The sequence below is a fragment of the Geotalea sp. SG265 genome (assembly GCF_022808985.1).
Lineage (GTDB): Bacteria > Desulfobacterota > Desulfuromonadia > Geobacterales > Geobacteraceae > Geotalea.
Genome location: NZ_JAKZFT010000011.1, coordinates 22,402 through 45,393 on the forward strand (window position 1 = coordinate 22,402; position 22,992 = coordinate 45,393).

20 protein-coding genes and 2 tRNA genes are annotated in these 22,992 nt (G+C 51.8%); 14 read left to right on the plus strand and 8 right to left on the minus strand.

All coding sequences use genetic code 11. The features are described from left to right. The first annotated feature begins 16 nt into the window (after positions 1-16). The 6 genes from ML541_RS13090 (at position 17) to ML541_RS13115 (ending at position 5,806) form a co-directional block, all read left to right on the plus strand. Positions 17-847: an ABC transporter ATP-binding protein gene (locus tag ML541_RS13090; RefSeq protein WP_243373507.1), complete on the plus strand. Its 831-nt coding sequence runs from the start codon at positions 17-19 to the stop codon at positions 845-847. A 3-nt stretch (positions 848-850) separates the two neighbouring features. Further along, positions 851-1,843: a DmsE family decaheme c-type cytochrome gene (locus ML541_RS13095; RefSeq protein ID WP_243373509.1), complete on the plus strand. Its 993-nt coding sequence runs from the start codon at positions 851-853 to the stop codon at positions 1,841-1,843. A 33-nt stretch (positions 1,844-1,876) separates the two neighbouring features. Further along, on the plus strand, positions 1,877-4,009 hold the full coding sequence (locus tag ML541_RS13100; protein WP_243373511.1) for an MtrB/PioB family outer membrane beta-barrel protein: 2,133 nt from the start codon (positions 1,877-1,879) through the stop codon (positions 4,007-4,009). Between the two features lie 94 nt (positions 4,010-4,103). Continuing rightward, positions 4,104-4,973, plus strand: a complete 870-nt coding sequence (locus tag ML541_RS13105; protein ID WP_347710805.1) for an ABC transporter substrate-binding protein — start codon at positions 4,104-4,106, stop codon at positions 4,971-4,973. Between the two features lie 28 nt (positions 4,974-5,001). Then, positions 5,002-5,385 carry a response regulator gene (locus ML541_RS13110; RefSeq protein WP_243373515.1) on the plus strand — a complete coding sequence of 128 codons (384 nt, stop codon included), beginning with the start codon at positions 5,002-5,004 and terminating at the stop codon, positions 5,383-5,385. A 28-nt stretch (positions 5,386-5,413) separates the two neighbouring features. Beyond that, positions 5,414-5,806 carry a hypothetical protein gene (locus tag ML541_RS13115; protein WP_243373517.1) on the plus strand — a complete coding sequence of 131 codons (393 nt, stop codon included), beginning with the start codon at positions 5,414-5,416 and terminating at the stop codon, positions 5,804-5,806. A 6-nt stretch (positions 5,807-5,812) separates the two neighbouring features. Here ML541_RS13115 and ML541_RS13120 read toward each other — a convergent pair whose 3' ends face one another. Further along, positions 5,813-6,283, minus strand: a complete 471-nt coding sequence (locus ML541_RS13120) for a YfcE family phosphodiesterase (RefSeq protein ID WP_243373519.1) — start codon at positions 6,281-6,283, stop codon at positions 5,813-5,815. 86 nt (positions 6,284-6,369) lie between these two features. Between ML541_RS13120 and sppA the strand changes: the two genes are divergently transcribed. Then, positions 6,370-7,266, plus strand: a complete 897-nt coding sequence (sppA, locus tag ML541_RS13125) for a signal peptide peptidase SppA (protein WP_243373521.1) — start codon at positions 6,370-6,372, stop codon at positions 7,264-7,266. Between the two features lie 441 nt (positions 7,267-7,707). Beyond that, positions 7,708-8,877, plus strand: a complete 1,170-nt coding sequence (locus ML541_RS13130) for a Xaa-Pro peptidase family protein (protein ID WP_243373523.1) — start codon at positions 7,708-7,710, stop codon at positions 8,875-8,877. A gap of 74 nt (positions 8,878-8,951) precedes the next feature. Here ML541_RS13130 and ML541_RS13135 read toward each other — a convergent pair. From ML541_RS13135 to gap, 7 genes are all read right to left on the minus strand, one after another. Continuing rightward, positions 8,952-9,038: transfer RNA gene (locus tag ML541_RS13135), tRNA-Leu, on the minus strand. A gap of 63 nt (positions 9,039-9,101) precedes the next feature. Continuing rightward, on the minus strand, positions 9,102-9,650 hold the full coding sequence (locus ML541_RS13140; protein WP_243373525.1) for a Slp family lipoprotein: 549 nt from the start codon (positions 9,648-9,650) through the stop codon (positions 9,102-9,104). Between the two features lie 165 nt (positions 9,651-9,815). Next, positions 9,816-9,902: transfer RNA gene (locus ML541_RS13145), tRNA-Leu, on the minus strand. Between the two features lie 56 nt (positions 9,903-9,958). After that, a complete protein-coding gene (gene secG, locus ML541_RS13150) occupies positions 9,959-10,333 on the minus strand; it encodes a preprotein translocase subunit SecG (RefSeq protein WP_243373527.1) in 375 nt (124 codons plus the stop codon). Positions 10,334-10,398: 65 nt separating this feature from the next. Then, a complete protein-coding gene (gene tpiA / locus ML541_RS13155) occupies positions 10,399-11,154 on the minus strand; it encodes a triose-phosphate isomerase (RefSeq protein ID WP_243373529.1) in 756 nt (251 codons plus the stop codon). Positions 11,155-11,187: 33 nt separating this feature from the next. Then, positions 11,188-12,387, minus strand: a complete 1,200-nt coding sequence (locus tag ML541_RS13160; protein ID WP_243373530.1) for a phosphoglycerate kinase — start codon at positions 12,385-12,387, stop codon at positions 11,188-11,190. 83 nt (positions 12,388-12,470) lie between these two features. Then, positions 12,471-13,469, minus strand: a complete 999-nt coding sequence (gene gap / locus ML541_RS13165) for a type I glyceraldehyde-3-phosphate dehydrogenase (RefSeq protein ID WP_243373531.1) — start codon at positions 13,467-13,469, stop codon at positions 12,471-12,473. Between the two features lie 249 nt (positions 13,470-13,718). Between gap and ML541_RS13170 the strand changes: the two genes are divergently transcribed. The 6 genes from ML541_RS13170 (at position 13,719) to ML541_RS13195 (ending at position 22,937) form a co-directional block, all read left to right on the plus strand. Further along, on the plus strand, positions 13,719-15,791 hold the full coding sequence (locus ML541_RS13170) for an ATP-binding protein (RefSeq protein ID WP_243373532.1): 2,073 nt from the start codon (positions 13,719-13,721) through the stop codon (positions 15,789-15,791). Positions 15,792-15,893: 102 nt separating this feature from the next. Beyond that, positions 15,894-16,670, plus strand: a complete 777-nt coding sequence (locus ML541_RS13175; RefSeq protein ID WP_243373533.1) for an MBL fold metallo-hydrolase — start codon at positions 15,894-15,896, stop codon at positions 16,668-16,670. A 69-nt stretch (positions 16,671-16,739) separates the two neighbouring features. Then, a complete protein-coding gene (gene purB / locus ML541_RS13180; RefSeq protein ID WP_243373534.1) occupies positions 16,740-18,035 on the plus strand; it encodes an adenylosuccinate lyase in 1,296 nt (431 codons plus the stop codon). Continuing rightward, positions 18,028-19,104 carry a mechanosensitive ion channel family protein gene (locus ML541_RS13185; protein ID WP_243373535.1) on the plus strand — a complete coding sequence of 359 codons (1,077 nt, stop codon included), beginning with the start codon at positions 18,028-18,030 and terminating at the stop codon, positions 19,102-19,104. The genes purB and ML541_RS13185 overlap by 8 nt, the downstream gene beginning before the upstream one ends. Before the next feature lie 2 nt (positions 19,105-19,106). After that, positions 19,107-22,094: a phosphoribosylformylglycinamidine synthase subunit PurS gene (locus ML541_RS13190; protein ID WP_243373536.1), complete on the plus strand. Its 2,988-nt coding sequence runs from the start codon at positions 19,107-19,109 to the stop codon at positions 22,092-22,094. A gap of 18 nt (positions 22,095-22,112) precedes the next feature. After that, the gene (locus ML541_RS13195; RefSeq protein WP_243373537.1) at positions 22,113-22,937 is read left to right on the plus strand and encodes a phosphoribosylformylglycinamidine synthase subunit PurQ; all 825 of its coding nucleotides are present in this window, start codon (positions 22,113-22,115) and stop codon (positions 22,935-22,937) included. Positions 22,938-22,992: the final 55 nt, after the last annotated feature.

Here is a 22,992-nt window from a genome sequence, read left to right on the forward strand (position 1 = left end):
CTCTATGGGAGCTTCTGTGTTTGAAAAAATAAAGCATGGCCTGACCGGCTCCATCTTTCACGATGAAATGGAATGCACCATCGATCTCAATGATACTCGCGGGGTGGATATCCGTATCGAAAAACTGAATAAGTATTTCGGCAACAAGCATGTGTTGCAGGATGTGGACCTGGAGATCAAGGCGGGAGAAACGTTCAGCATCATCGGCCCTTCCGGTACCGGGAAAAGCGTCCTGCTGAAACATGTGGTAAAGCTGGAAAAGCCGGACAGCGGCGAGATTTATATCGATGGCAATCCCATTTTCAACCGCGCCAAGGGTACTTCCGTCAGAGATTACCGCTATAGTATGGTTTTTCAATCTTCTGCGCTCTTCAATTCGTTGACTGTAGGTGAAAATGTGGGGCTGTGGCTTCGCGAAAAACGCATCTGCAAGGAAGTGAGGATCCGGCAGATCATTGCCGAAAAGCTGGAAAAGGTGGGGTTGCAGGGGACGGAAAACCTCAGGACGTCCGAGCTGTCCGGGGGGATGAAGAAAAGGGTTGCCATTGCCCGCTCACTGGCCATGAATCCGGATCTGATACTCTACGACGAGCCGACCGCGGAGCTGGATCCGGTCACCACCGACGAGCTTGCCAACACCATCCTCAAGCTCAAGGAAACCACAAAGAATACTACCGTCATCGTCACCCACGATTTGAACTTTGCCCTCTACATTTCCGATCGCATTGCCATGATGCACGGAGGCAAGATCATCGAGGTCGGCGCACCGGCGCAGATCAAGAAGAGTGAAAATCCGATCGTAAAAGGCTTTATCTACACGACAACCAAAGGAATACGAGGGGATTAGAACATGAAGAAGGGATTGCCGGCCCGTTTTTTCATCACGTTGGCTGTTGCTGCCTTGTCGGCCGCCTGTTCCCAGTTGAAGCAGACGAAGCCGATTCTGCCCGTATCCGATTATGAAAAGATGATTGTCGGCAGGCTCGATGCAGACTATGTGGGCACCGACAATTGCGTCGCCAAATGCCATGCCCACGACAAGATTACCGACGATTTCAGGCATAGCGTTCATGGAGAGCAGATCAAACCGGGAACGGGTCTGCCTCTGGTCAACTGTGAATCATGCCATGGTCCCGGAAGCCTTGCCATCATGGATATACCTGATGACCCGCAACTGAACGACGCCCGAAAGACCAAGTGCGACACCAAAACCTTCCTCGATATTCTGAATCTCCCTGCCCAGGCCCAGTCTCTCATCTGCCTCAAATGTCATTCGGCTGCATCCATGCCGACTCTTGCCCACTGGAATGCCAGCACCCACGCACTGAATGACGTGAGCTGCTTCGATTGCCATAAGCTTCACCAGGGACCGCAGCAGAAGGTGAAGCACGAAGAAATGGCCGAGCTCTGCTACGGATGTCACCCCCAGGTACGGATCGAAAACAGCCTCTTTTCGCACCATCCGCTCATCGAGAAAAAAATGGCATGCGTCGACTGTCATGATGTTCACGGCTCGACTCAGCAGAAGCTGCTCAAGGGAGATACCCCCAAGGAAACGTGTACCAGATGCCACATGGAGAAGCAGGGACCCTTTGTCTTCGAGCATGGCGATGTGACTGAGAATTGCGCCAACTGCCATTCGCCCCACGGATCCACCACCAACCACCTGCTCAATGCCCCAATGCCCTTTTTGTGTCTCCAGTGTCACCCCGGCCACATGGCCGGAAGCACCGGAAGCAACAAGCAGCTCTTTTCGAACCGTTGTACGGATTGCCATTCGCAGATCCATGGCAGTGATATCCCCTCGACCGGTATAACCGGTCTGGGAACCATGCGTCAGTAAAATACGTTCCGTTTGCGCAGAAGGAGACAGCTGGTGATAAATCTCTTCAGATCGACCTGTTTGCTTGCTGCAACATTCGTCAGTTTACATCTCGCGGGTATTGATGTCCTGGCTTCGGAATACGCCGATCTTCCTGTGGGGGCGGAAGACACGCTTGCCGAAGATATTCCGGAGACGGTAGAAGAACTGGACGAAGCCCAGCTGCAAGAGGCATTTCCCGCGAGGCCTGCGGAGACCCATACGGTGGTTGAGGGTCACACCGGCTACCGGTTTCTAACCATCGATAATTATGGTGGCCGCGCGGCCAAGTACAACTACCTGCATTCGGGTATGATCGGCGGCGCTTCATACAACAGGCTGGGACAGGACCTCAAGCTATCTCTGGACGGCACCTATCTGAATGATAATGATTATTTCGGGGATTTGAATTTCGACTATGCAGGTGACTATCGTTTTCATCTGCGGACCGAATCGCTATTCCACAATACGACAGGCGAAAACCTGTTCAGCAACCCTTTCCAGATCGGCAGAGCCGATGTGCCGGGCGCATTGGCCGATTATATCCCCCACCAGAACGCACCCCTGACCGGCTTCGGTGTGCGCACCGAGCAGGATACGGCAAGCCTTCGTTACAAGATCCACGACTTTCCTCTGCATGTCAATGTCGGCTATTGGCGCATGGTTAAAGAAGGGACGGGTCAGATACGTTTTGCCGATATCGCCTTTGAAGGTGCCGAGAACAACTTCTTTGCCGTGGCGAGGCCAATCAACCGGGAGACCCACGAGGGAAAGATCGGTTTCGATACCCATCTGGGACCGATCGACATCATTTACAACTTCCAGATCAGACAGTTTACTAATAGTGCCGGACAGCTACGTGATGTCTACGCCGGGCGCAGCGATATCTTAGGCGTTACCGTGAGAAACGGAGGTCTGCAGGAACACAATGAAGAACCGGACAGCCGTTATATGGTCCACACGGTCAAACTGCATACATCACTGGCAGGCGGGCTGGTTGGGGCGGCGTCCTATACTTACGGCAAGAGGGATAACCTCTCGCGGCTGAACGATACTGCCGGAGCAGATCGGACCTCGGCACGCCTGGACAATGTGGCCGGAGATCTTGTCTATACGCCGGTCCAGGAACTGTCGCTCGGTCTAAAATATCGTCGGCAGGAAGTGGACAATAACAATCCGACCACAATCTCCAACATCTTCTTTATTGAAAATCCCGTGTCTGTGCGCCCCTCGATCGGTACCGAAAAGGACCTGATCCTTGCCTCTGTTTTGTACCGCCCAACCAGTGTGGTTACCATCAAGGGGGAGTATAAAGGGGAGTTCCTGCACCGGGATCTGACCCATTTCAGCGAAGAAACCCTTAACTGGTATCTCAATGAGAACGAAGAAACACACAAGGGAACGGTTTCTATCATCGCCAGGCCCGTGAGAGGACTGAGGATGACCGCTCGCTACGGCTATACATCCATCGACCATCCGTCCTACGGCTCCTCATTTGCCCGGAAGCATGAAGGGGAGCTGACTTCCAGCTACATTGTCTCAGGCAAAACCGGCTTTACCGCCAGCTACCGCAACAGCCGTGAGGAAAACGATGAGATCCGGAGACGGATCATATCCTCCCTGAGCCCCTTGAGCTATTCCCTTTTCCCTACGCTTCTGGCAAGGGAGAAGAGTACCCACAATCTTACGGGATCCATATGGTTCAAGCCTTCCCAGAAGCTTACCATCACTGCAAACTATGGGTATTTGCAGTACGACACGGATCAGGTGGTGATGTTCCAGATTTCCAGCGATGGCAACCTGGCCGCAAGCGACTACAAGGCTGTATCCCACCTCTATTCCCTTAGCTCAACCTATCAATTCACCGAAAAAGCCGATGTCTCCCTCACATTGCAGGAGGTGCACTCCCTATCGGAGTTCAGGCCGGAAAACAAGACTTTTTCGGGCGGCAGCAGTACCAGCGGCATTTCAGAGCTTTCCCACTCGAAAACCTTCGAGACCTCGTTCTCGGCACGCGGCAACTATCGAGTTACCAAGAACCTTGTCTGCTCGCTGGAATATATGTTGCAGGATTACTACGATAAATTCAATTCCACGTTCGACGGGACGGTCCATTCCGTAACGGCTTACGTGAGTGCCAAGTGGTAGATTACCTTTGAGAAGATTTTTGTATGTTACATTGTTTTTGCTGTCATTGGCATGGACGGTACCGTCATATGCCGGTCGGAAGCTTGTTGCCGCCGTGTTGACCAGCGATATCACCCGCTATAAAGAGGCGCACAGAGCTTTCGTGAAGACCCTTGCGCAAAAGGGGCTCGATCACAACAAGGTGGAAATAATCGTTCAGACTCCCAACGCCGACCCCATTTCCTGGGCAAACACCATCAGAAAATTCAATGGGATCGGCTCCGACATCATTGTCACCTATGGGGCACCGGTGACCTTGGCTGCCGTCCGGGAGGCGGACAATATACCCATTGTTTTTGTCGATGTCTATGGACCTGTCGAGACCGGCATTACAAGGAGTATGACCGCTCCCGGTAGAAACCTTACCGGTGTCAGTTCAAAAGTGCCGATGATCACGCTTATAAAAGCAGCCAATGACATCAAGCGGATAAAATCCTTAGGCATACTGTATAATGGAAGAGAAATCGGTTCCGTTGTGCAGTTGAAGGAGATCAGACGTCTGGCGGCACAAATGGGATTCTCGGTGGTGGAATACAACGTATCGTCGGGCAGCATGCTCGATTCAGCACTGAGCTCGTTGACATCCAGCGGTGTGGATTTCATTTATGCTGCCGAAAGTACGTTGGTGACCCGCAGCCTTGAAAAGGTTATTTCCAGGGCAAAGGATAAAGGCATACCGGTCATCTCCCATGTGCCGGAGGCAGTCGATAAAGGAGCACTGGTTACCCTTGAGGTTAACGCATTCGAGCAGGGACAACTGGCAGGGGAATACGTTTCGGCTATACTGCAGCGAAAGAAGCAGGGGCAGATTCCGGTAGCGACGCCGAAAAAGGTTGATTTGGCCATCAACCTGAAAACGGCCAGGCAACTGGATATCAATGTACCCATACAGGTTTTGAGCAGTTCGACCAAAGTCATTAAATGAAAGGCGCTTAAAGCGATCAGAGGTTTTAATGGGTAAGATTTTGATTGTTGATGATGATGCCCTTTTCCTGGATTTCCTGGGAAATTACATAAAAACTTATTATCCGCTTCTTGATGTGGAGACCTGCACCAATCCCGTCGCAGCCCTGAATGCCATCGGCAGGCAGAAAATCGACCTGTTGCTGGTGGATCTGGAAATGCCGATGCTGGATGGGGCGAAGATTTTCAAATATGCGACCGATTCCGGGATCGATAAGAACAGAATAGTCATTCTTTCCGGCCGCGATGCCGACTATCTTCACGAACACTTTCCAATGGGGACGTGCCTTGCGGTGCTCAATAAATACGAAGCGAAGCAAAAGGATGTGCTGAACATGATCTTTAGCTCAATGCAGAGAAAAGCGGCGAGTTGACCGATAAACCAGACGAGGTGAGAGTTACATGGCAGGCAAGGAAATACTGATCACATTCTACCGGCAGGACCACATGAGGCCCGATTGGAAGGTGGATACCTCCAGCGCACGCTTTCAAATGTTCCTGATTGAGCTGACAGACGATCTGCAAAGGTTCGGCATAACATTGCAGCACACCGATAACCACGAGACGGCGATCACTGTGAACAGTTACGCGGATGTCCTCAATGCCGTCCGGATATCATCTCCTGCAGACAACATCGGCAATATCTGCGTTGGACACGTTATCGACAAGAGTCCGAATCTGGACCTGATGGAGGATCTTAAACGCGCCATAAACAGGGTGGCATTCGCTCCCGAAACCATTGCGCCAGAAGAGCATAATCGCAGAGTCTGCCACAATTGTGGCTGCGGCTGTTGATTTCGATCAAGCTACCGGCAGGATTTTTGCGGTTGCATCTCCTGCAGTGATTGTGAGGAGGGCACAAGTGGTTGTCTTGCAGTTCTGGCTCAAACAGCCGGGATTGATGAACAGCATGCCGTTAACCGTCTGTATCAGCGGAAGATGAGTATGGCCGAAAAGGACAATGGATGCACCGCCAGCCGAGGCTTTTTGATATAATTCCTCTAATCCTGCTTTGACGCCGAATCTGTGGCCGTGGGTAATGAAGATGTTCCGGCCGCTGAGGGTGATGAAGATATCTTTGACCTCAGTCGTGCTGAAGTCGCAGTTGCCCAAAACCTTTGTCGTGGGCAGCCTTGAGATATCCTCGACGATCACCGCATCCTCGAGCCCGTCCCCGAGATGGACGATGTGATCCACGTTACCGACTGCGTCAAGGGCCTTGATGGCCAGGGGATAATTGCCGTGGGTGTCCGAGAGAACCAGAATGTTCATGGCTGTTTCAACTCTTTGCTGTTCTGACGTTACATTCAATCCTATGATAGAGTTACTCTCGATGGCAAGGTAATTCTCGGAGAATCATGAAAAACAAGTGGCTTATAATCGCTCTGGTTGTGGTCGTTATAATGATGCTTTTTTCGCTTTTTGTGATCTCGGTCCTGAAAAGTCTTTTTTCCGACACTGATGAAACCTCACACAGCGAAGGAGTCGGCCTCGTCGAAGTCAAGGGAATCATTCTCGATCCGCAGGAAACGGTAAAACAGTTACAGGCTTTGCGAAAAAACGAAAAAGTAAAAGCCGTGGTGCTTCGCATCGACTCCCCAGGGGGTGTCGTCGGACCTTCCCAGGAGATCCACGATGCGGTGAAGAAGCTGAACATGAAGAAGAAAGTCGTTGTGTCCATGGGAAGCCTTGCGGCTTCCGGGGGCTACTACATTGCAGTGCCTGCCACGAAGATATTCGCCAATCCGGGGACCATCACCGGCAGTATTGGGGTGTTGATGAAATTTTCCAACATGGAAGGGCTGATGGATAAGATAGGCATGAAGGCCTTCACCCTGAAAGCGGGTAAATACAAGGATGTTGGCTCACCTGTTAGACCAATGACCAAAGAAGAAAGAGCGATGCTGCAAAGCGTTATCGACAGCACCCATGGCCAGTTCGTCAAGGCCGTTGCCGAAGGTCGAAAATTGCCGGTGGAACAGGTCAGGGCACTGGCCAACGGCAGGATCTATTCGGGGGAACAGGCTCTGGCGCTCAAGCTCGTGGACAGGCTAGGAACACTTCAGGACGCTGTGGAAGAGGCTGGAAGGCTAGGGGGGATCAAAGGTGAACCCGAGATTGTTCGGCCGCCAAAGAAAAAAAAGGTCTTTTTGGATCTGCTGGTGGAATCGGCCGCCGAGAAAATAAGCAGTTTTGCCGTTCAGGACAAGGGAGTGTCGGTAAACTACGAAATGAACGGCAACTACGGATACTAAGGATGCAGGTATAGATACACCAAGAGCGGGCTCTCAGGGAGCCCGCTTTTTTTTCTACTTTTTCTTCACTTATTTTACCGTCACATCCTGCTAGGGTGATCCTGCCTATCATCTTTTGACGGTAATCGACGATGTCTTTGGGCAGAGATGCATTGCATATGCTCCTTTTTTCACCTTTACGTTAAGTAAATAGCACTTTAGGTTTTTGGGGGTGCATTGTCAACAACTCTGCTTTTGTTGGACTAGACATTTCAAGGTCAATAGTAAAAAAACGTTTTATTTATGCTTGACATAAACGTAAACTAACTGTATCTTCCGCGCATGGGGAGAACTTTCCTGAAGTTATAAACTCTTCCCAGCCGCATCTTCATGGTTAAATAAACGTATGTGCGGCCCCCTTTACATGTCTATGAAACTATCCCGAACCGGAGGTTAAAAGATATGGTGATAAAAATGGAATCGGAACAGCGTATTCTCAGGCTGCAGAAGGCCTTGCGGGAGAAAGAGCTGGATGGTGCATTGCTGATCTATCCCATTGATGTCTACTACTTTACCGGCACCCGTCAGAATGCGACCCTTTGGGTTCCCTCAGATGGAAATCCAATGCTCTTGGTACGGAAAAGCTATCTCAGGGCCACTACCGAGAGCCTCATCGAGGATACCAGGCCTTTCCCCTCCAGCAAGGAGTTCTCCGCACTATTTGGTCCGAAGGTTAGAAAGATCGGCTTCACATGGGATGTGGTACCGGTGCAGCAATATCAATATTATTCAAAAATGCTCCCCGGATGCGAACTCATGGATATATCTTCTGTCAATAGAGAGCTGCGCTCTGTGAAGTCAGAATGGGAACTGGAGCAGATGCACTACAGCGGCGACCGCCTCTGCCGGGTATTTGCCCAGGTGCCGGCGTTTCTCAAGGAGGGTATGCGCGAAATCGACCTGTCGGCTGAATTCGAATGTCGTTTGCGCAAGGCCGGTGGGGAAGGTTATGTACGGATGCGGGCCTTCAATCAAGAACTTTTCCATGGTCTGGCCGTCAGCGGTGCCACTTCAGACAAACCGGGCTTTTTTGATGGTGCCGTGACTGGTCGTGGTCTTTCGGCTGCTTTTCCTCAAGGTTCATCCATTGAAAAAATTACTGCCGGTAGTCCGGTGCTGGTCGATTATACAGGGGTTTTCAACGGCTATATCGTGGATATGACGCGGATTTTCATTGTCGGCCAACCGGCGCCCGAGCTGGAGAAGGCTTTCGCTGTCTCCATCGCTATTCAGCAGTATCTGGTCGACAACCTGAAGCCCGGCATGATCTGCGAAGAGCTTTTTCTTACCGCGGCAGCTATGGCAGAAGAAGCCGGCCTCGGGCGGAATTTCATGGGTGCCCCCGGTGAGAACGCGCGGTTCGTCGGCCATGGAGTCGGCCTGGAACTGGACGAATACCCTGTACTTGCCCAAGGTTTCAAGGTGCCGTTGAAAACTGGACAGACCATAGCCATAGAGCCCAAATTTGTCTTACCGGGCATTGGTGCCATCGGCATAGAAAATACCTTTGCAGTCAGCAGTAACGGAGGAATCAAGCTTACGGACATGTCTGACGAGATCGTTTGTCTGTAAGAAAGGGTGAATAAAGCAGTAAAGGTGTAATAAAAAAGGCTACATGGTTTTTAACCATGTAGCCTTGATTTTATTGGTGCCGAAGACTGGAATCGAACCAGCACGAGGGAACCCTCACTAGAACCTGAATCTAGCGCGTCTACCAATTCCGCCACTTCGGCAATGAGACAATCTGTATAACATCCTTTTTATGCAACTGCAAGAAAAAAATCCTGATTCGCTAGTTATTTTATGACGGGCCCAGTTGGGCGATACAAGAGCGGCGTGTCATGATTATACTCATATGGATTGTAGTTGTTGTAAAAAGCAGAGGAGGGGGACTTTTCGTCGTCATTCATTTTCCAGGTGAAAATTTCCTTGATGCCAATGACAGGAAAGGTGTATTCGGCACCGTCGATGGTACCGGATTTTTGCCCCTTCACTTCTCCGGTCATGGTAATCAGTCTGCCGGTTTTATAGATGATCGGGTCAAGAAAATCGGCACTGGTGGCTATGAAGCGGCCGCCAGATTGGGAAGTCTCAATGGGGTAACCGCTGGTGTCGATGGAAAACTGGACGACCTCCATTTGTCCGGTTCCTTTGGTATTTCTCACCACAGCTATTTTCCCGCCTACTAAAATCTGTTTACCGATGAATGAATCAGCGCGCTTTTTCACATCACTGAAAGAGATGGTGCTATCGACCCGTTTCCTAGCTCCTTCGCTAATGACATGGGTGCAACCCGCTAGGATAACGACCATGATCAGAACCGGTAAAATCATTGATTTTTTCATTCTTCCCTCCTCGACGTCATTTAAAGGGGTAAAGCAATAAGAATTATATCTGATTTTGCGAAAGTTTCTCCTTAAATACATTGGAACCACTACACAGGTTCAAATTGAGCAGCAGTTGGCAATAAAAAAGGCTTTCCCTTGTACAAGGAAAGCCTTTTGATCTCTTGGTGCCGAAGACGAGAATCGAACTCGTACGGGCTGTCGCCCACCACCCCCTCAAGATGGCGTGTCTACCAATTCCACCACTTCGGCAAGGAAGAAAACTCTTTTATCATTAACCGAACACCAAGTCAATAAAAAATTCCTGCTTATTTAGGCGCTGCCGGAGTCTGAGACGCTGGTGGCGTCTGTGACGGCTGACTTGTCAAAGGTTGGCCGGCTGGTTGTTTCTGTGCGGGAGCTTGCTGTGCCGGTTTTGCCTTTGACTTGGAGGACATTATGGATGAGCTGCCCCCTTTGCCGGAAAGAAAAGCCAAAGTAAGCGAAGTAAGCATGAAAATGATGGCTGCGCTCGTGGTCAGCTTGCTGAGAAAAGTAGTGCCACCCCCTGCACCGAATACGGATTGACTACCACCGGCACCGAAGGATGCGCCCATTTCTGCGCCTTTCCCGGACTGCAGGAGAACGATGACAATCAGAGCCAGGCAAACAAGGATGTGTAAAATAACTAATAGAGTGGTCATCTACGCTTTTTCCTCCAGAAGAATAAAAAAACCTTTTAACACAAACCCAGGGCAAAAGCCAAGGGTTATTTACCAAAATTGACAATGGCTGCAAAAGAGTCGGCTTTGAGGCTTGCTCCGCCGACGAGTGCTCCGTCGATGTCGGCTTGCGCCATCAGTCCACCGATATTTTCAGGTTTAACACTTCCGCCGTAGAGGATGCGCATTTCATCTGCAGTTGCCTTGTCATATAGACCTGCGACCACTCCACGGATAAACTGGTGTGCCTCTTGGGCCTGGCTGTCGGTGGCCGTTTTGCCGGTTCCTATGGCCCAGACCGGCTCATAGGCGATGATCACCTTCTTCAGCTGCTCTCTGGAGAGTTCCGTCAGCCCCTGTGTTACCTGCCGTTTCAGGACGTCGAATGTTTTCTCGCCTTCGCGTTCCTGAAGGGTTTCACCGATGCAGAACAGCACCGTCAAACCGGCCTTGACGGCCGCTTTGGTCTTCTTGTTTACCGTTTCATCGGTTTCACCGAAATACTGCCTGCGTTCGGAGTGGCCGATGATGACGTGGCTGCATCCGGCATCGACCAGCATGGTGCTGGAGATTTCGCCGGTAAAAGCACCTTCTTCCTCCCAAAAACAATCCTGTGCAGAAAGGCGAATGTTCGACCCGGCGAGAGCACCGGCAACTTTGCCAAGGACGGTAAATACAGGAGCGACGACAATTTCAACCTCTTTAGTCTGGGCAACAAGCGGGATCAGGCCGCCAACCAGTTCGAGTGCCTGACCGGCAGTCTTGTAAAGCTTCCAGTTTCCAGCAATTACAGGCGTTCTCATGTTCCCTCCGTTATCGCTTCAGTGCATATTGTTTCATTTACTGCTCTGCTCAAGGACTTCTACGCCGGGCAGTTTCTTTCCTTCAAGAAGTTCGAGAAATGCACCGCCGCCGGTGGAAATATAGCTGACTTTGTCGGCTACCCCGGCCTTGCGAACTGCTGAGTCGGTATCTCCGCCGCCGATGATGGTGGTTGCATCATTGAGACCGGCAACGACATCGGCGACAGCAAACGTTCCCTTGGCGAAACGCTCCATCTCAAAAACACCCATCGGGCCATTCCAAATTATGGTTTTAGCATCTTTCAAGGCATTTGCGAAACGCGCTGTTGATGCAGGTCCCACATCGAGGGCCATCCATTCGGAGGGGATGTCCTTGACTGAAACGGTCTTGCAGTCGGCATCGGCGGCAAACCTGTCCGCGACGACGCAATCTTCCGGGAGCAAGAATTGAATTCCTCTTTTGGCAGCGTTTTCGAGGATTCTTTTTGCCGTGTCGATCAGATCGTCTTCTACTAAAGACTTTCCTACCGAAAGGCCTTGAGCTTTGAGGAAAGTGAATGCCATTCCACCACCGATTATTATTATGTCGACCTTGCCGACCAAAGTTTCCAGAACCTCCAGTTTGCCGGAAACCTTCGCTCCTCCGAGAATGGCTGCCAATGGCCGGACTGGGCGCGTCATTGCTTTTTCGAAATAGGTCATCTCATTCTTCATCAGAAAGCCTGCTGCAATAACTGGAACGCATTTCGTAATGGCATGTACCGACGCATGTGCCCTATGTGAAACTGCGAACGCATCGTTGACATAAATCTCGCAGCCGTTAGCCAGCTTGCAGGCGAAATCGGGATCGTTCTTTTCTTCGCCCGGGTAAAATCTCACATTCTCCAGCATGAGAACATCGCCCGGTTGAAGTGCAGAAATCATGGCGTCCACCTCGGGACCGAAACAATCTGGGGCTTGCTTCACCTCTTTTCCCAGCAGCTCCGACAGGCGCTGTGCTGCAGGGGCCATTGTATATTTCGGCTTTTTCTCACCCTTGGGTCTGCCGAGATGGGAAGCGAGGATTATTTTCGCGCCATTCTCAATCGCGTATTTAATCGTCGGCACAGCGCCGACAATTCGTGTGTCTTCAGTTATATTTCCACTCTCGTCCTGGGGGACGTTGAAATCGACTCGAATAAATATGGTTTTCCCACGTAGATCTTTCACTTCGTCAATGTACAGAATGGACATCTTTCCCTCCTCATGTGGAATAAATTGACAGGCAAAATAAAAGGGGGAAGACACCCCCCCTTTGTAACAGTGCTTTGACAGGATCAAGACAGCATGATTTTCATCAGATCAACGACCCGCTGCGAAAAACCGGTTTCATTGTCGTACCAGGAGATAACTTTGACCATGCTGCCTTCAATTACCTTGGTGCTGAGACTGTCAACGATGGAGGACAAGGAATTACCGTTGTAGTCGATGGATACCAGCGGTTCGTCGGAATAGCCGAGAATTCCTTTAAGTGATCCTTCTGCCGCCTGTTTCAGCGCTGCATTCACTTCGATGGCATCGGTCTTTTTGTTCAGCATCACCACCAGATCCACAACGGAAACATTGGGAGTGGGAACCCTGATAGCCATGCCGTCAAGTTTCCCCTTCAACTCGGGAAGTACCAGTGAGACAGCCTTTGCTGCTCCGGTTGTGGTCGGAATCATGGACATGGCAGCAGCTCTTGCCCTACGAAGGTCCTTGTGGGGCAAGTCCAGAATGTTTTGATCGTTGGTGTAGGAATGAATGGTAGTAACAAGGCCCTTTTCGATTCCGAAGGCCTCTTGAAGGACTTTGGCCACGGGGGCCAGGCAGTTTGTGGTGCAGGAGGCATTTGAGACAATGTTATGCTTCTTTGCATCGTAGCGGTGGTGATTGACCCCCATGACGATGGTGATGTCTTCATTGGTGGCAGGTGCGGAGATGATCACTTTCCTGGCGCCGACCTGCAGGTGCATTTCTGCCTTTTCCCGGGCTGTGAAAAGACCGGTGGATTCCAGGACTACATCGATTTTTTCATTCTTCCAGGGAAGTTCCGCAGGGTTTCTGACGGCTAAAATCTTTATGGTATTGCCGTTAACAACCAGTGCGTTTTCCTTTGCTTCGACTTTACCGGGGAAGATGCCATGTACGGAGTCATATTTGAGCAGATGTGCCAGCGTTTTAGCGTCGGTGAGATCGTTGATCGCTACAAATTCGATCGCTTTCTCATTGACGGCTGCCCGGAGTACGGAGCGTCCAATCCTGCCAAAGCCATTGATTGCAACCCGCAATGCCATTGTTACCTCCCTGTAAAATTTATTAGAGTAATTTATGAATTATTACTCACAACTCAGATTTATGTAACAAATAAACCCTGTCTGGTCAAGATTTCATCTAAGAAATTCAAAAAAATGCATTCCGAGAAGGCAGGCGAAAAACCACTATCATGTCGTTCCCCAATCGCCACGAGGAAAATTTCATCTTCTTCTCAAGGACAATTGTGATAATATAGTGCTTCTACGTTAAAAAGAGTTGAAATAGAGCCCATGAAAAGAACCCTGGAAAAGCGCATCATCCTCTTCTCGTTTCTGATTTTGTTCCTGACGATCCTGGTTAGCGCGGGTCTGGATATTATCGGTTTCAGAAAGGATTACATCAACGCACTGTTTCTGAGATCCCAAAGTCTCGGTGCCTCCATGAAGGGCAGCATCGAAAAGGTTCTGAACCTGGGGCTCGATATCAGAGATATAGCCGGAATTTCCGAAAAATGCCGCGAGCTTGTGGATGGAAATCCGGACATTGGCTACTGCATAGTAACCGACCTGGACGGCAATATCCTCTACCTGAGTGATGTCAAATTTCAAAGTCTTGCCATCAAGGATGCAAGCAGGTCCTACACCTCCAACCCCACCGTCAAGATAAATCTCATCGGCAAAAACCCTTCCTTTTACGATACTGTAACCATCGTCAAGAGTTCCGATGGAAGGCCCACGGCCCAGGTACATATCGGCTTTGAGGAGTCGATCATATCTGCCAAGGTCAAGGGCATGATTCTGCGCTCGGTGTTCCTGCTGCTGATATTTCTGGCATTCTCCTTTTCCCTTGTTGTTATTTTTATGAAAAAAAGCATTATACAGCCCGTTTCAGTTCTGCTTAAAGGGGTCAAGCAGATTTCCGAGGGGGGATTCGATGTGCGGATACAGGAAGTGCCGGTTTATGAATTTAATGAGCTGGCGAAGAATATCAACATCATGTCCGCAAACCTGAAAAATCGCGATGAGGAAATCAGGAAAAATTATCAGGAACTGGAAAGAACCCATAACGAACTGCATGCCTCATATCTGAAATTGGAGCACCTAAGCCATGAGCTGGAGAAGTCGGAGGAACTCTATAAATCATTAATGGAGGATGCCAGCGATGCCATCGTCGTCGTCGGTGAAGACGAGTCGGTGAAAATGGTGAACAAAATGGCCGAAGAGTTTTTCGGCTACAACGCCCGCGAACTTGTCGGTCTGCCGTTGACCAAAATGCTCCTCCTCCTGAATATCGAGAACATCCCCAAGATCCATAAAATATTCAAGGATGCTTCCAAAGGGATGCACATCGCCGAAGAGATGCAGATCGTAAAAAAGGGGGGGGCGCTGGTGGTTTCGAGGCTCCATGCCAGCAGCATCGAAAGCGGCAATGATAGGCTCGTGCAGGCAATATTCCGGGATGTGACGAAAGAGCGCGAAATCATGATGAACCTGGAAAAAAGCGCCGCCGACTTGGTCCGGCTCAACAAAATGAAGGATTCCTTCCTCGGTCTTGCCTCACACGAGCTCAAGACGCCTCTCACAGTAATTATGGGATACGCCGAACTGATTTCCACCGATATGGCCGACAAGGTAGATCAGACGGTCCTGGAGATGGTGGGAAATATCTCCAGTGCTGCCATGCGCCTGGATAACATAATCAAGGATATGGTCGATGTCTCCATGATCGACGAAAAACGGCTGCAGCTGAAGATCGACGATGTCCAGGTAAATCAGCTGGTCCAGGATGCGGTAAAGGAGCTGGCTTTTTTCTTCTCCATGCGCAAGCAGAAGCTGGTCCTCCAGCTGGATGAGAGCATACCCAACATCAAAGGGGATATGCTCCGGCTCGTGCAGTTATTTTCAAATGTTCTTGGCAATGCCATCAAGTTCACCCCCGACGGGGGCGAGATTACCGTGACCACCAGTGCAAAATACCTGCTGCGCAGCAAACAGCCGGTGGACAGCGCCCAGGGACAGTCGGTCGTGAACATCGGCAAGGAGCATCATCTTTACGTGGAAGTGGCGGTTGCCGATACCGGCATCGGCATCGACCGGGAGGACCAGCTGCGCATATTCGATAAATTCTATGAGGCGGGTAACATCGAAGAGCACAGCACCGGAAAGGTTGCCTTCAAAGCTAAAGGTGCCGGGCTCGGATTGTCCATTGCCAAGGGAATCGTCGATATGCACGGCGGCGAAATATGGGTCGAGTCGCCGGGCTATAATCCTGGCAGCGGAACCGGTTCCATATTTCATATTCTTCTGCCGTTGAATCCGCTGGTGGGGGACTCCTCCCTTGATTACATGAACCTGCTCCATTGATCACATTAGAAGATAGCCCTTGAATCCATTCCTGTTTTCCTGTATATATACGAAGTTTTTCTGCCGAATCCCTTTCCGTATGAAACCGCCCAGGAGCTTAATATGCGAGCCTGCCTGCTTGCCAGTGGCAGCAAGGGCAATTCTCTTTTCATCGATACCGGTGAAACGAAAATCTTGCTTGATGCAGGCCTTTCCGCTGTGGAGATTCTGCGCAGGCTCAATGCAATCGGCGTTGAAGGCAGCGAAATCGACGCGATCATGGTCAGTCACGAACATCAGGATCATGTGCGTGGAGCAGGTGCCTTGGCGCGTAAACTGAAGATCCCTGTCATTCTCAGCTACCCGACCCACAAGGAAATTTCGCGCCATCTGGCAAAAACGCAGGTTATTGAGTTCGAATCGGGATATTCATTCTGCTTCAGGGATCTTGCCATTGATCCCTTTCCCATCACTCACGATGCTTGCGATCCGGTGGGGTTCATAATCGAAAGCAGCGAAGGGACCATGGGGATAGCCACCGATCTGGGTATTGCCACACGGCTTGTTGTGGATAAATTGCAGAAGTGCCGTATTCTCATAGTCGAATCGAACCATGACGAGGAGATGCTGATGAACGGGCCGTACCCATGGCATCTGAAACAACGAATCAGATCCCGTCACGGACATCTATCCAACAATGATTCTGCCGCGTTACTGGAAGAAATACTCCATCCAAATCTCGAAGGTGTTTTTCTCGCCCATCTTTCTGAAACCAACAACGATCCGAACCTGGCCCACAATACTGCCACTGCCATGCTTGACTGCCAGAATATCTGCTCACCCAGGCTGATTGTCGGCGCCCAGGACCAGGCCAGCGCTGTCTTTTGTCTCAATGGGTGACGGGAAAAGATCACGGTTGCCGATTTACAGACCCTGCTGTCTGATTTTATTTCATAGGAGATCGATACAGTGATAGAACGCTACAGCCGCCCGGAAATGACCAGAATCTGGGAACCCGAGAACCGTTATCAGAAGTGGTTGGAAATAGAGATATATGCCTGCGAAGCCCATGCACAACTGGGCGATATTCCCCAGGAAGCGGTCGACCGGATCAAAACAAAGGCTAAATTCGACGTCCCCCGCATCGACGAGATCGAAAAGACGGTGAAACACGACGTCATAGCCTTCCTTACTTCCGTAGCCGATTATATCGGCGATGATTCCCGCTTCGTCCATCTCGGGCTCACTTCCTCCGATGTCCTTGACACATCATTCGCCATGCTGCTCAAAGAGAGCAGCGATCTCATCATCGCCGACATTAAACGGTTGATGGAAGTCATTAAGAAAAGGGCCATGGAGCACAAGGAGACCCCCATGATGGGACGGTCCCATGGCATTCACGCCGAGCCGGTAACATTCGGCCTGAAAATGGCCCTCTGGTATGACGAGATGCGCAGGAACCTGCGGCGCATGGAATCGGCACGGGAAACCATCGCCTATGGCAAGATCTCCGGAGCTGTCGGCACCTTCGCCAATATCGACCCAAAGGTGGAGGAATATGTCTGCGCCAAGGCCGGGCTGAAGCCGGCTCCCTGTTCCACCCAAGTCATCCAGCGGGACCGCCATGCGGAATTCTTTTCCACCCTGGCCATCATTGCCTCGTCCATCGAGAAGTTCGCCGTTGAAATCAGACACCTGCAACGGACCGAAGTCCTGGAAGCCGAAGAGTTCTTCAGCAAGGGTCAGAAGGGTTCCTCAGCCATGCCCCACAAGCGCAACCCGGTGCTCTCCGAAAATCTCACCGGTCTTGCCAGGCTCGTCCGCGGTTACGCAGTTTCAGCCATGGAAAACGTGGCTCTCTGGCACGAGCGGGATATCTCCCATTCCTCCGTCGAGCGCATCATCGGCCCCGACGCGACTATTCTCATGGATTTCATGTTGAACCGCTGCATAGGCCTTATCGAGAACCTGGTCGTCTACCCGGAAAACATGATGAAAAACCTGAACCTGATGCGCGGCCTGATTTTCTCCCAGCGCATACTGTTGGAGCTGGCCAACAACGGCGTTTCCCGGGAGAATGCCTATGCACTCGTTCAAAGGAATGCCATGAAAGTGTGGGAAGAGGGTAAGGATTTCCAGACCGAGCTACTTAATGATGGAGATGTGCGCAAATATATCTCCGAAGAGCAGATTCGGGAGGCGTTCAACCTCAACTATCACTTGAAGCACGTAGATACAATATTTACGAGGGTTTTCGGTGGATAACCTGATCCGCTTCTTCAAACTTGAGGCGACGGATGGTCTTTTGCTCTTCTGGCTGAAGGAGAGCCTCATTGCCGTCATCATATTTGCCGCCTTCTACGTGATGGCCTTGATACTGCGCCACGTACTGGTGTCCTGGGGGCCCCGCTTTACCTCCTTTACCAGGACCGACCTGGATGATCGGATTCTGCAGCGTATCACGCCGCCGGCATCGCTGCTGATCATGTTCGCCGGCCTGTATTTTGCCGTAAAGTCCCTGCCTTTGCCGGAAAAGGCCCACGTCGTCACGTCAGGGATCCTTTTCATCATTAACATTGTCATTATCACCATCATCGCTTACCGGGCTGCTGATGAATTTCTCCAGTGGTACACCGCCAGAATGACCGGCGTGGAGAGCAGTGGACTGAGGCAGTTGATCCCCCTGGTGGAGAAGCTGATCAGCATTTTCCTCATCGGTACGGCCTTGATCATAACCCTCAAGCATTTCAACTACGATATCTGGTCGATCATCACCGCTCTCGGTATCGGTTCACTGGCCATTGGCCTGGCGGCAAAGGACACCCTGGCCAATATGATCTCCGGCTTCACCCTAATGCTGGATCGTCCGTTCCATATCGGCGACCGTATTCAGCTTGCAGGGGGACAGGTTGGTGATGTGCTCGATATCGGCCTTCGCAGCACCAAGATCAAGACCCTGGACAACACTTACCTGATCATCCCCAACTCGGAACTGTGCAACACGGTGTTGATCAACATGGCCTTTCCCGATGTGCTCAGCAAAGGGAGGATCAACCTGGGAGTTGCCTATGGCAGTGATGTGGCTGCCGTAAAAGCGCTCCTGGTCAAAACTGCATTGGAGGTGTCCCACGTCCGTAGGGATCCTGCTCCGGAGGCTTTTTTCGTTTCCTTCGGCGACAGTGCATTGAACATGTCGTTATTTTTCTGGGTAGATGATTACACAAAGGTTTTTTCGGTTACCGATGAGCTTAACTGTCTCATTGCAAAAAGATTTCAGGAGAACGGCATCCAGATACCCTATCCGACTAGAACGGTACTGATGCAAAAGGACTGATAATGGCCCATAGAATAGAAATAGCCCTGAAGAAGACCGTTCGTGATGCCCGCGGAGAACGGATCAGGAATGAGATCGAACATTTTCTAAATATCCCTGTCAAAATGGTGCGGACCATCGATGTCTTTACCGTAGATGCAGGATTGACTGCCGACGAGCTTGAGCTGGCTGCGGCCGGCCCCTTTTCCGATCCCGTCATACAGGATTTCGCCATCGATGCACCCATCGCCACCGATTTCGACTTTGTCGTCGAGGTCGGTTTCCGTCCCGGAGTTACCGATAATGTGGGGAGGACCGCCAAGGAGGCCATCGAATACATCATCGGCAGACCGCTTCCTGAAGGGGAGGGGGTCTACACCTCGGTCCAGTACCTCTTCAGTGGAGAGATGACCCTGAAGGAGATGGAGCGGATCGCTACCGGGCTCCTCTGCAACACCCTCATCCAGCGTTATCAGATCCTTGATCGCACCACATTCGAGGCGCAGCAAGGCATTCGGGCTTATGTCCCCAAGGTGGCGGCACATGCCGCCGGCACTGTCAAGGAGATCGATCTCGACGTCAGTGACGAGGAACTGATGCGCATCAGCCGGGATGGGGTCCTGGCTCTGACCCTGGACGAGATGATGATCATTCAGGCACATTACCGGGATGCACAGGTGGTTGCCGAGCGCAGAAAACTGGGCCTGGGGGATCGGCCCACCGACGTGGAGCTGGAGGCCCTTGCCCAGACCTGGTCCGAGCACTGCAAGCACAAGATATTTTCCGGCAATGTGGAGTATGTGGATGAGAAGGGAAATCGTGAGCAGATCTCCTCGCTCTTCAAAACCTTCATCCAGCGGACCACGGCGAAAGTCAGGGAGAATCTGGGCGACAAGGATTTCTGTCTGTCGGTCTTCAAGGATAACGCCGGTGTCATCCGCTTCAACAAGGACTATTCCCTGGTCTTCAAGGTTGAGACACACAATTCGCCCAGCGCCCTGGACCCGTACGGTGGGGCGTTGACCGGCATCGTCGGTGTCAACCGTGACCCTTTCGGCACTGGCAAGGGGGCACGGCTCATTTTTAATACCGATGTCTTCTGCTTCGCCTCACCTTTTTACGATAAGACGCTTCCCGCACGGCTGCTCCATCCGCGGCGCATTTACGAAGGCGTTGTTGAAGGGGTCGAGCACGGGGGTAATAAAAGTGGTATCCCTACCGTCAACGGCTCCCTGGTCTTCGACGACCGTTTTGCCGGCAAACCCTTGGTCTTCTGCGGCACGGCGGGCATCATGCCAGCGGTCATCAATGGCGAGCCCTCCCATGTGAAACGGATCGATCCTGAGGACCTCATCGTCATGACCGGCGGGCGGATCGGCAAGGACGGCATCCACGGCGCAACCTTCTCTTCGGAGGAGTTGAATGAGTCATCTCCCGTTTCGGCGGTGCAGATCGGCGATCCCATCACCCAAAAAAGGATGACCGACTTTCTTCTGAGGGCCAGGGACCGCGGCCTGTACAACTTCATCACCGACAACGGTGCCGGCGGTCTTTCTTCCTCCATCGGCGAGATGTCCGAGGAGTGCGGCGGTTGCCGTCTCGACCTCTCCAGGGCGCTGCTCAAATATGCCGGACTCGAACCATGGGAGATCCTCATTTCGGAAGCCCAGGAACGCATGAGCCTGGCTGTTCCCCCGGCAAAGATCGATGAATTCCTTGCCCTTGCCAAGATAATGGGGGTCGAGGCGACGGTACTCGGAGAATTCACTGATTCCGGCTACTTCCATATCCTCCATGGGGACAAAACAGTGGCCTATCTCCCCATCAGCTTTATGCACGGTGGCCTGCCCCCCATGGAAATGCGGGGGGTCTGGGAGATCAAGCAGCACGAAGAGCCTGCACCTGCCGCCAAAAGCGATTTTACCCAAGACCTGCTCCAGCTCCTGGGTTCGCTGAATATCTGCTCCAAGGAATCGGTGGTCCGCCGCTACGATCATGAAGTCCAGGGGGGGAGTGTCGTCAAGCCTTTTACCGGGGCCGATAACGACGGACCGTCCGACGCCGCTGTCGTCAGACCGATCCTCGACTCCTTCGAAGGGGTGGTGGTGGGCCACGGCATCTGCCCCCGTTATAGTGATATAGATGCCTATCACATGGCCGCCAACGCCATCGACGAGGGTTTGCGCAACTACATTGCCGTAGGAGGCTCTCCCGACTTGGTCGCCGGCCTTGACAACTTCTGCTGGTGCGATCCGGTTAAATCGGAAAAGACCCCCGACGGGGAATACAAGATGGCCCAGCTGGTACGGGCCAACAAAGCCCTTTACGATTACTGCGTCGCCTTCGGCATTCCTCTCATCTCCGGGAAGGATTCCATGAAGAATGACTTCTATGACGGGTCCACCAAGATCTCCATTCCACCGACCCTGCTCTTTTCCGTCATCGGTAAGATGGAAGATGCCCGCAAAGCAGTGACCATGGATGTGAAAAAGCCTGGCGATATTGTTTATCTGCTGGGAGAAACTGACGATGAGCTAGGCGGTTCCGAGTACCTTGCGGCAAAAGGATTTACCGGCAATAAGGTGCCCCAGGTCGATGCCGAGTCTGCTCTGGATAGATATCGTGCCTATCACGCAGCGGTCAAGAATGGGCTGGTTGCCTCCTGTCACGACCTTTCCGATGGCGGGCTGGCGGTGGCAGCTGCCGAATCGGCCTTTGCCGGTGGCTTCGGCATGGCCCTGGATCTGAAATATGTAGTCGCCAAGGGAAATGCCCCTCTGGGTGACGAGCCTCTTCTCTTCGCCGAATCGGCCTCCCGTCTGCTGGTGACTGTGCATCCTGACAAGGAGGCTGCATTTGAAAAAGCCATGTCGGGACAGGCCATGGCCCGCATCGGTCTCGTAACGGCAGATACCTCTTTAACTGTCACCGGGGTTTCTGGTAAGGTAGTCGTAAAGGCGGAAATTGCCGCGCTTAAAGCAGCCTGGCAGTCTCCGTTGCAATCACTGTAGCACTTTGGGGAGTTTTGAATGGCTAACGCAAAAGCATTGATCATAACGGGTAACGGCACCAACTGCGAGACGGAGGCCGCCCATGCCTGCCGCCTCGGCGGTTTCGATGAAGCCCATATCGCCCACATCTCCGATCTCCTCTCGGGTGAAGTCAGACTCGACGATTACCACTTCCTCAACCTGACTGGCGGCTTCCTCGACGGAGACGATCTGGGAAGCGCCAAGGCCCAGGCTAATCGTCTCCGCCATGCCAGGATCAAGGATGGCAACGAGCACCTCTTCGAGCAACTGCAGCGTTTCATTGATGCCGGTAAGCTGGTGCTTGGGGTATGCAACGGCTTTCAGCTGCTGGTAAAAATGGGGTTGTTGCCTGGGTTTTCCAACAACGGCCGGCAGCAGGTGGCGACTCTCACCTTCAACGACAGCGGCCGCTTCCAGGACCGCTGGGTTTATCTGAAGAACAACACCGCTTCCGGCTGCATCTTCACCTATGGCGTGGAAAAAGGGCTCTATCTCCCCATCAGGCACGGGGAAGGGAAGTTCGTCGTGGATTGTCCCGAGACTCTTGAACGGATCGTCAATGGCAATCTTGATGTCCTCGTCTATTCAGACCCGGCCTACACGTCCGCCACCATGGAATTTCCCCTGAACCCCAACGGCTCGGTGAACGGCATTGCCGGCATCTGCAGCGAATCGGGGCGCATCATGGGTCTGATGCCCCACCCTGAGGCCTTCGTCAACCGCGTTCAGCATCCACGCTGGACCCGTGAAGAGTTGCCCGAAGACGGGGACGGCCTGATTCTCTTCAAAAACGCAGCAGATTACGTGAAGAAGAACTTTTAATCTTGTGCCATAGCCTAATTAACGAACACCCCCTGGATATGCCATTCACGGGAAG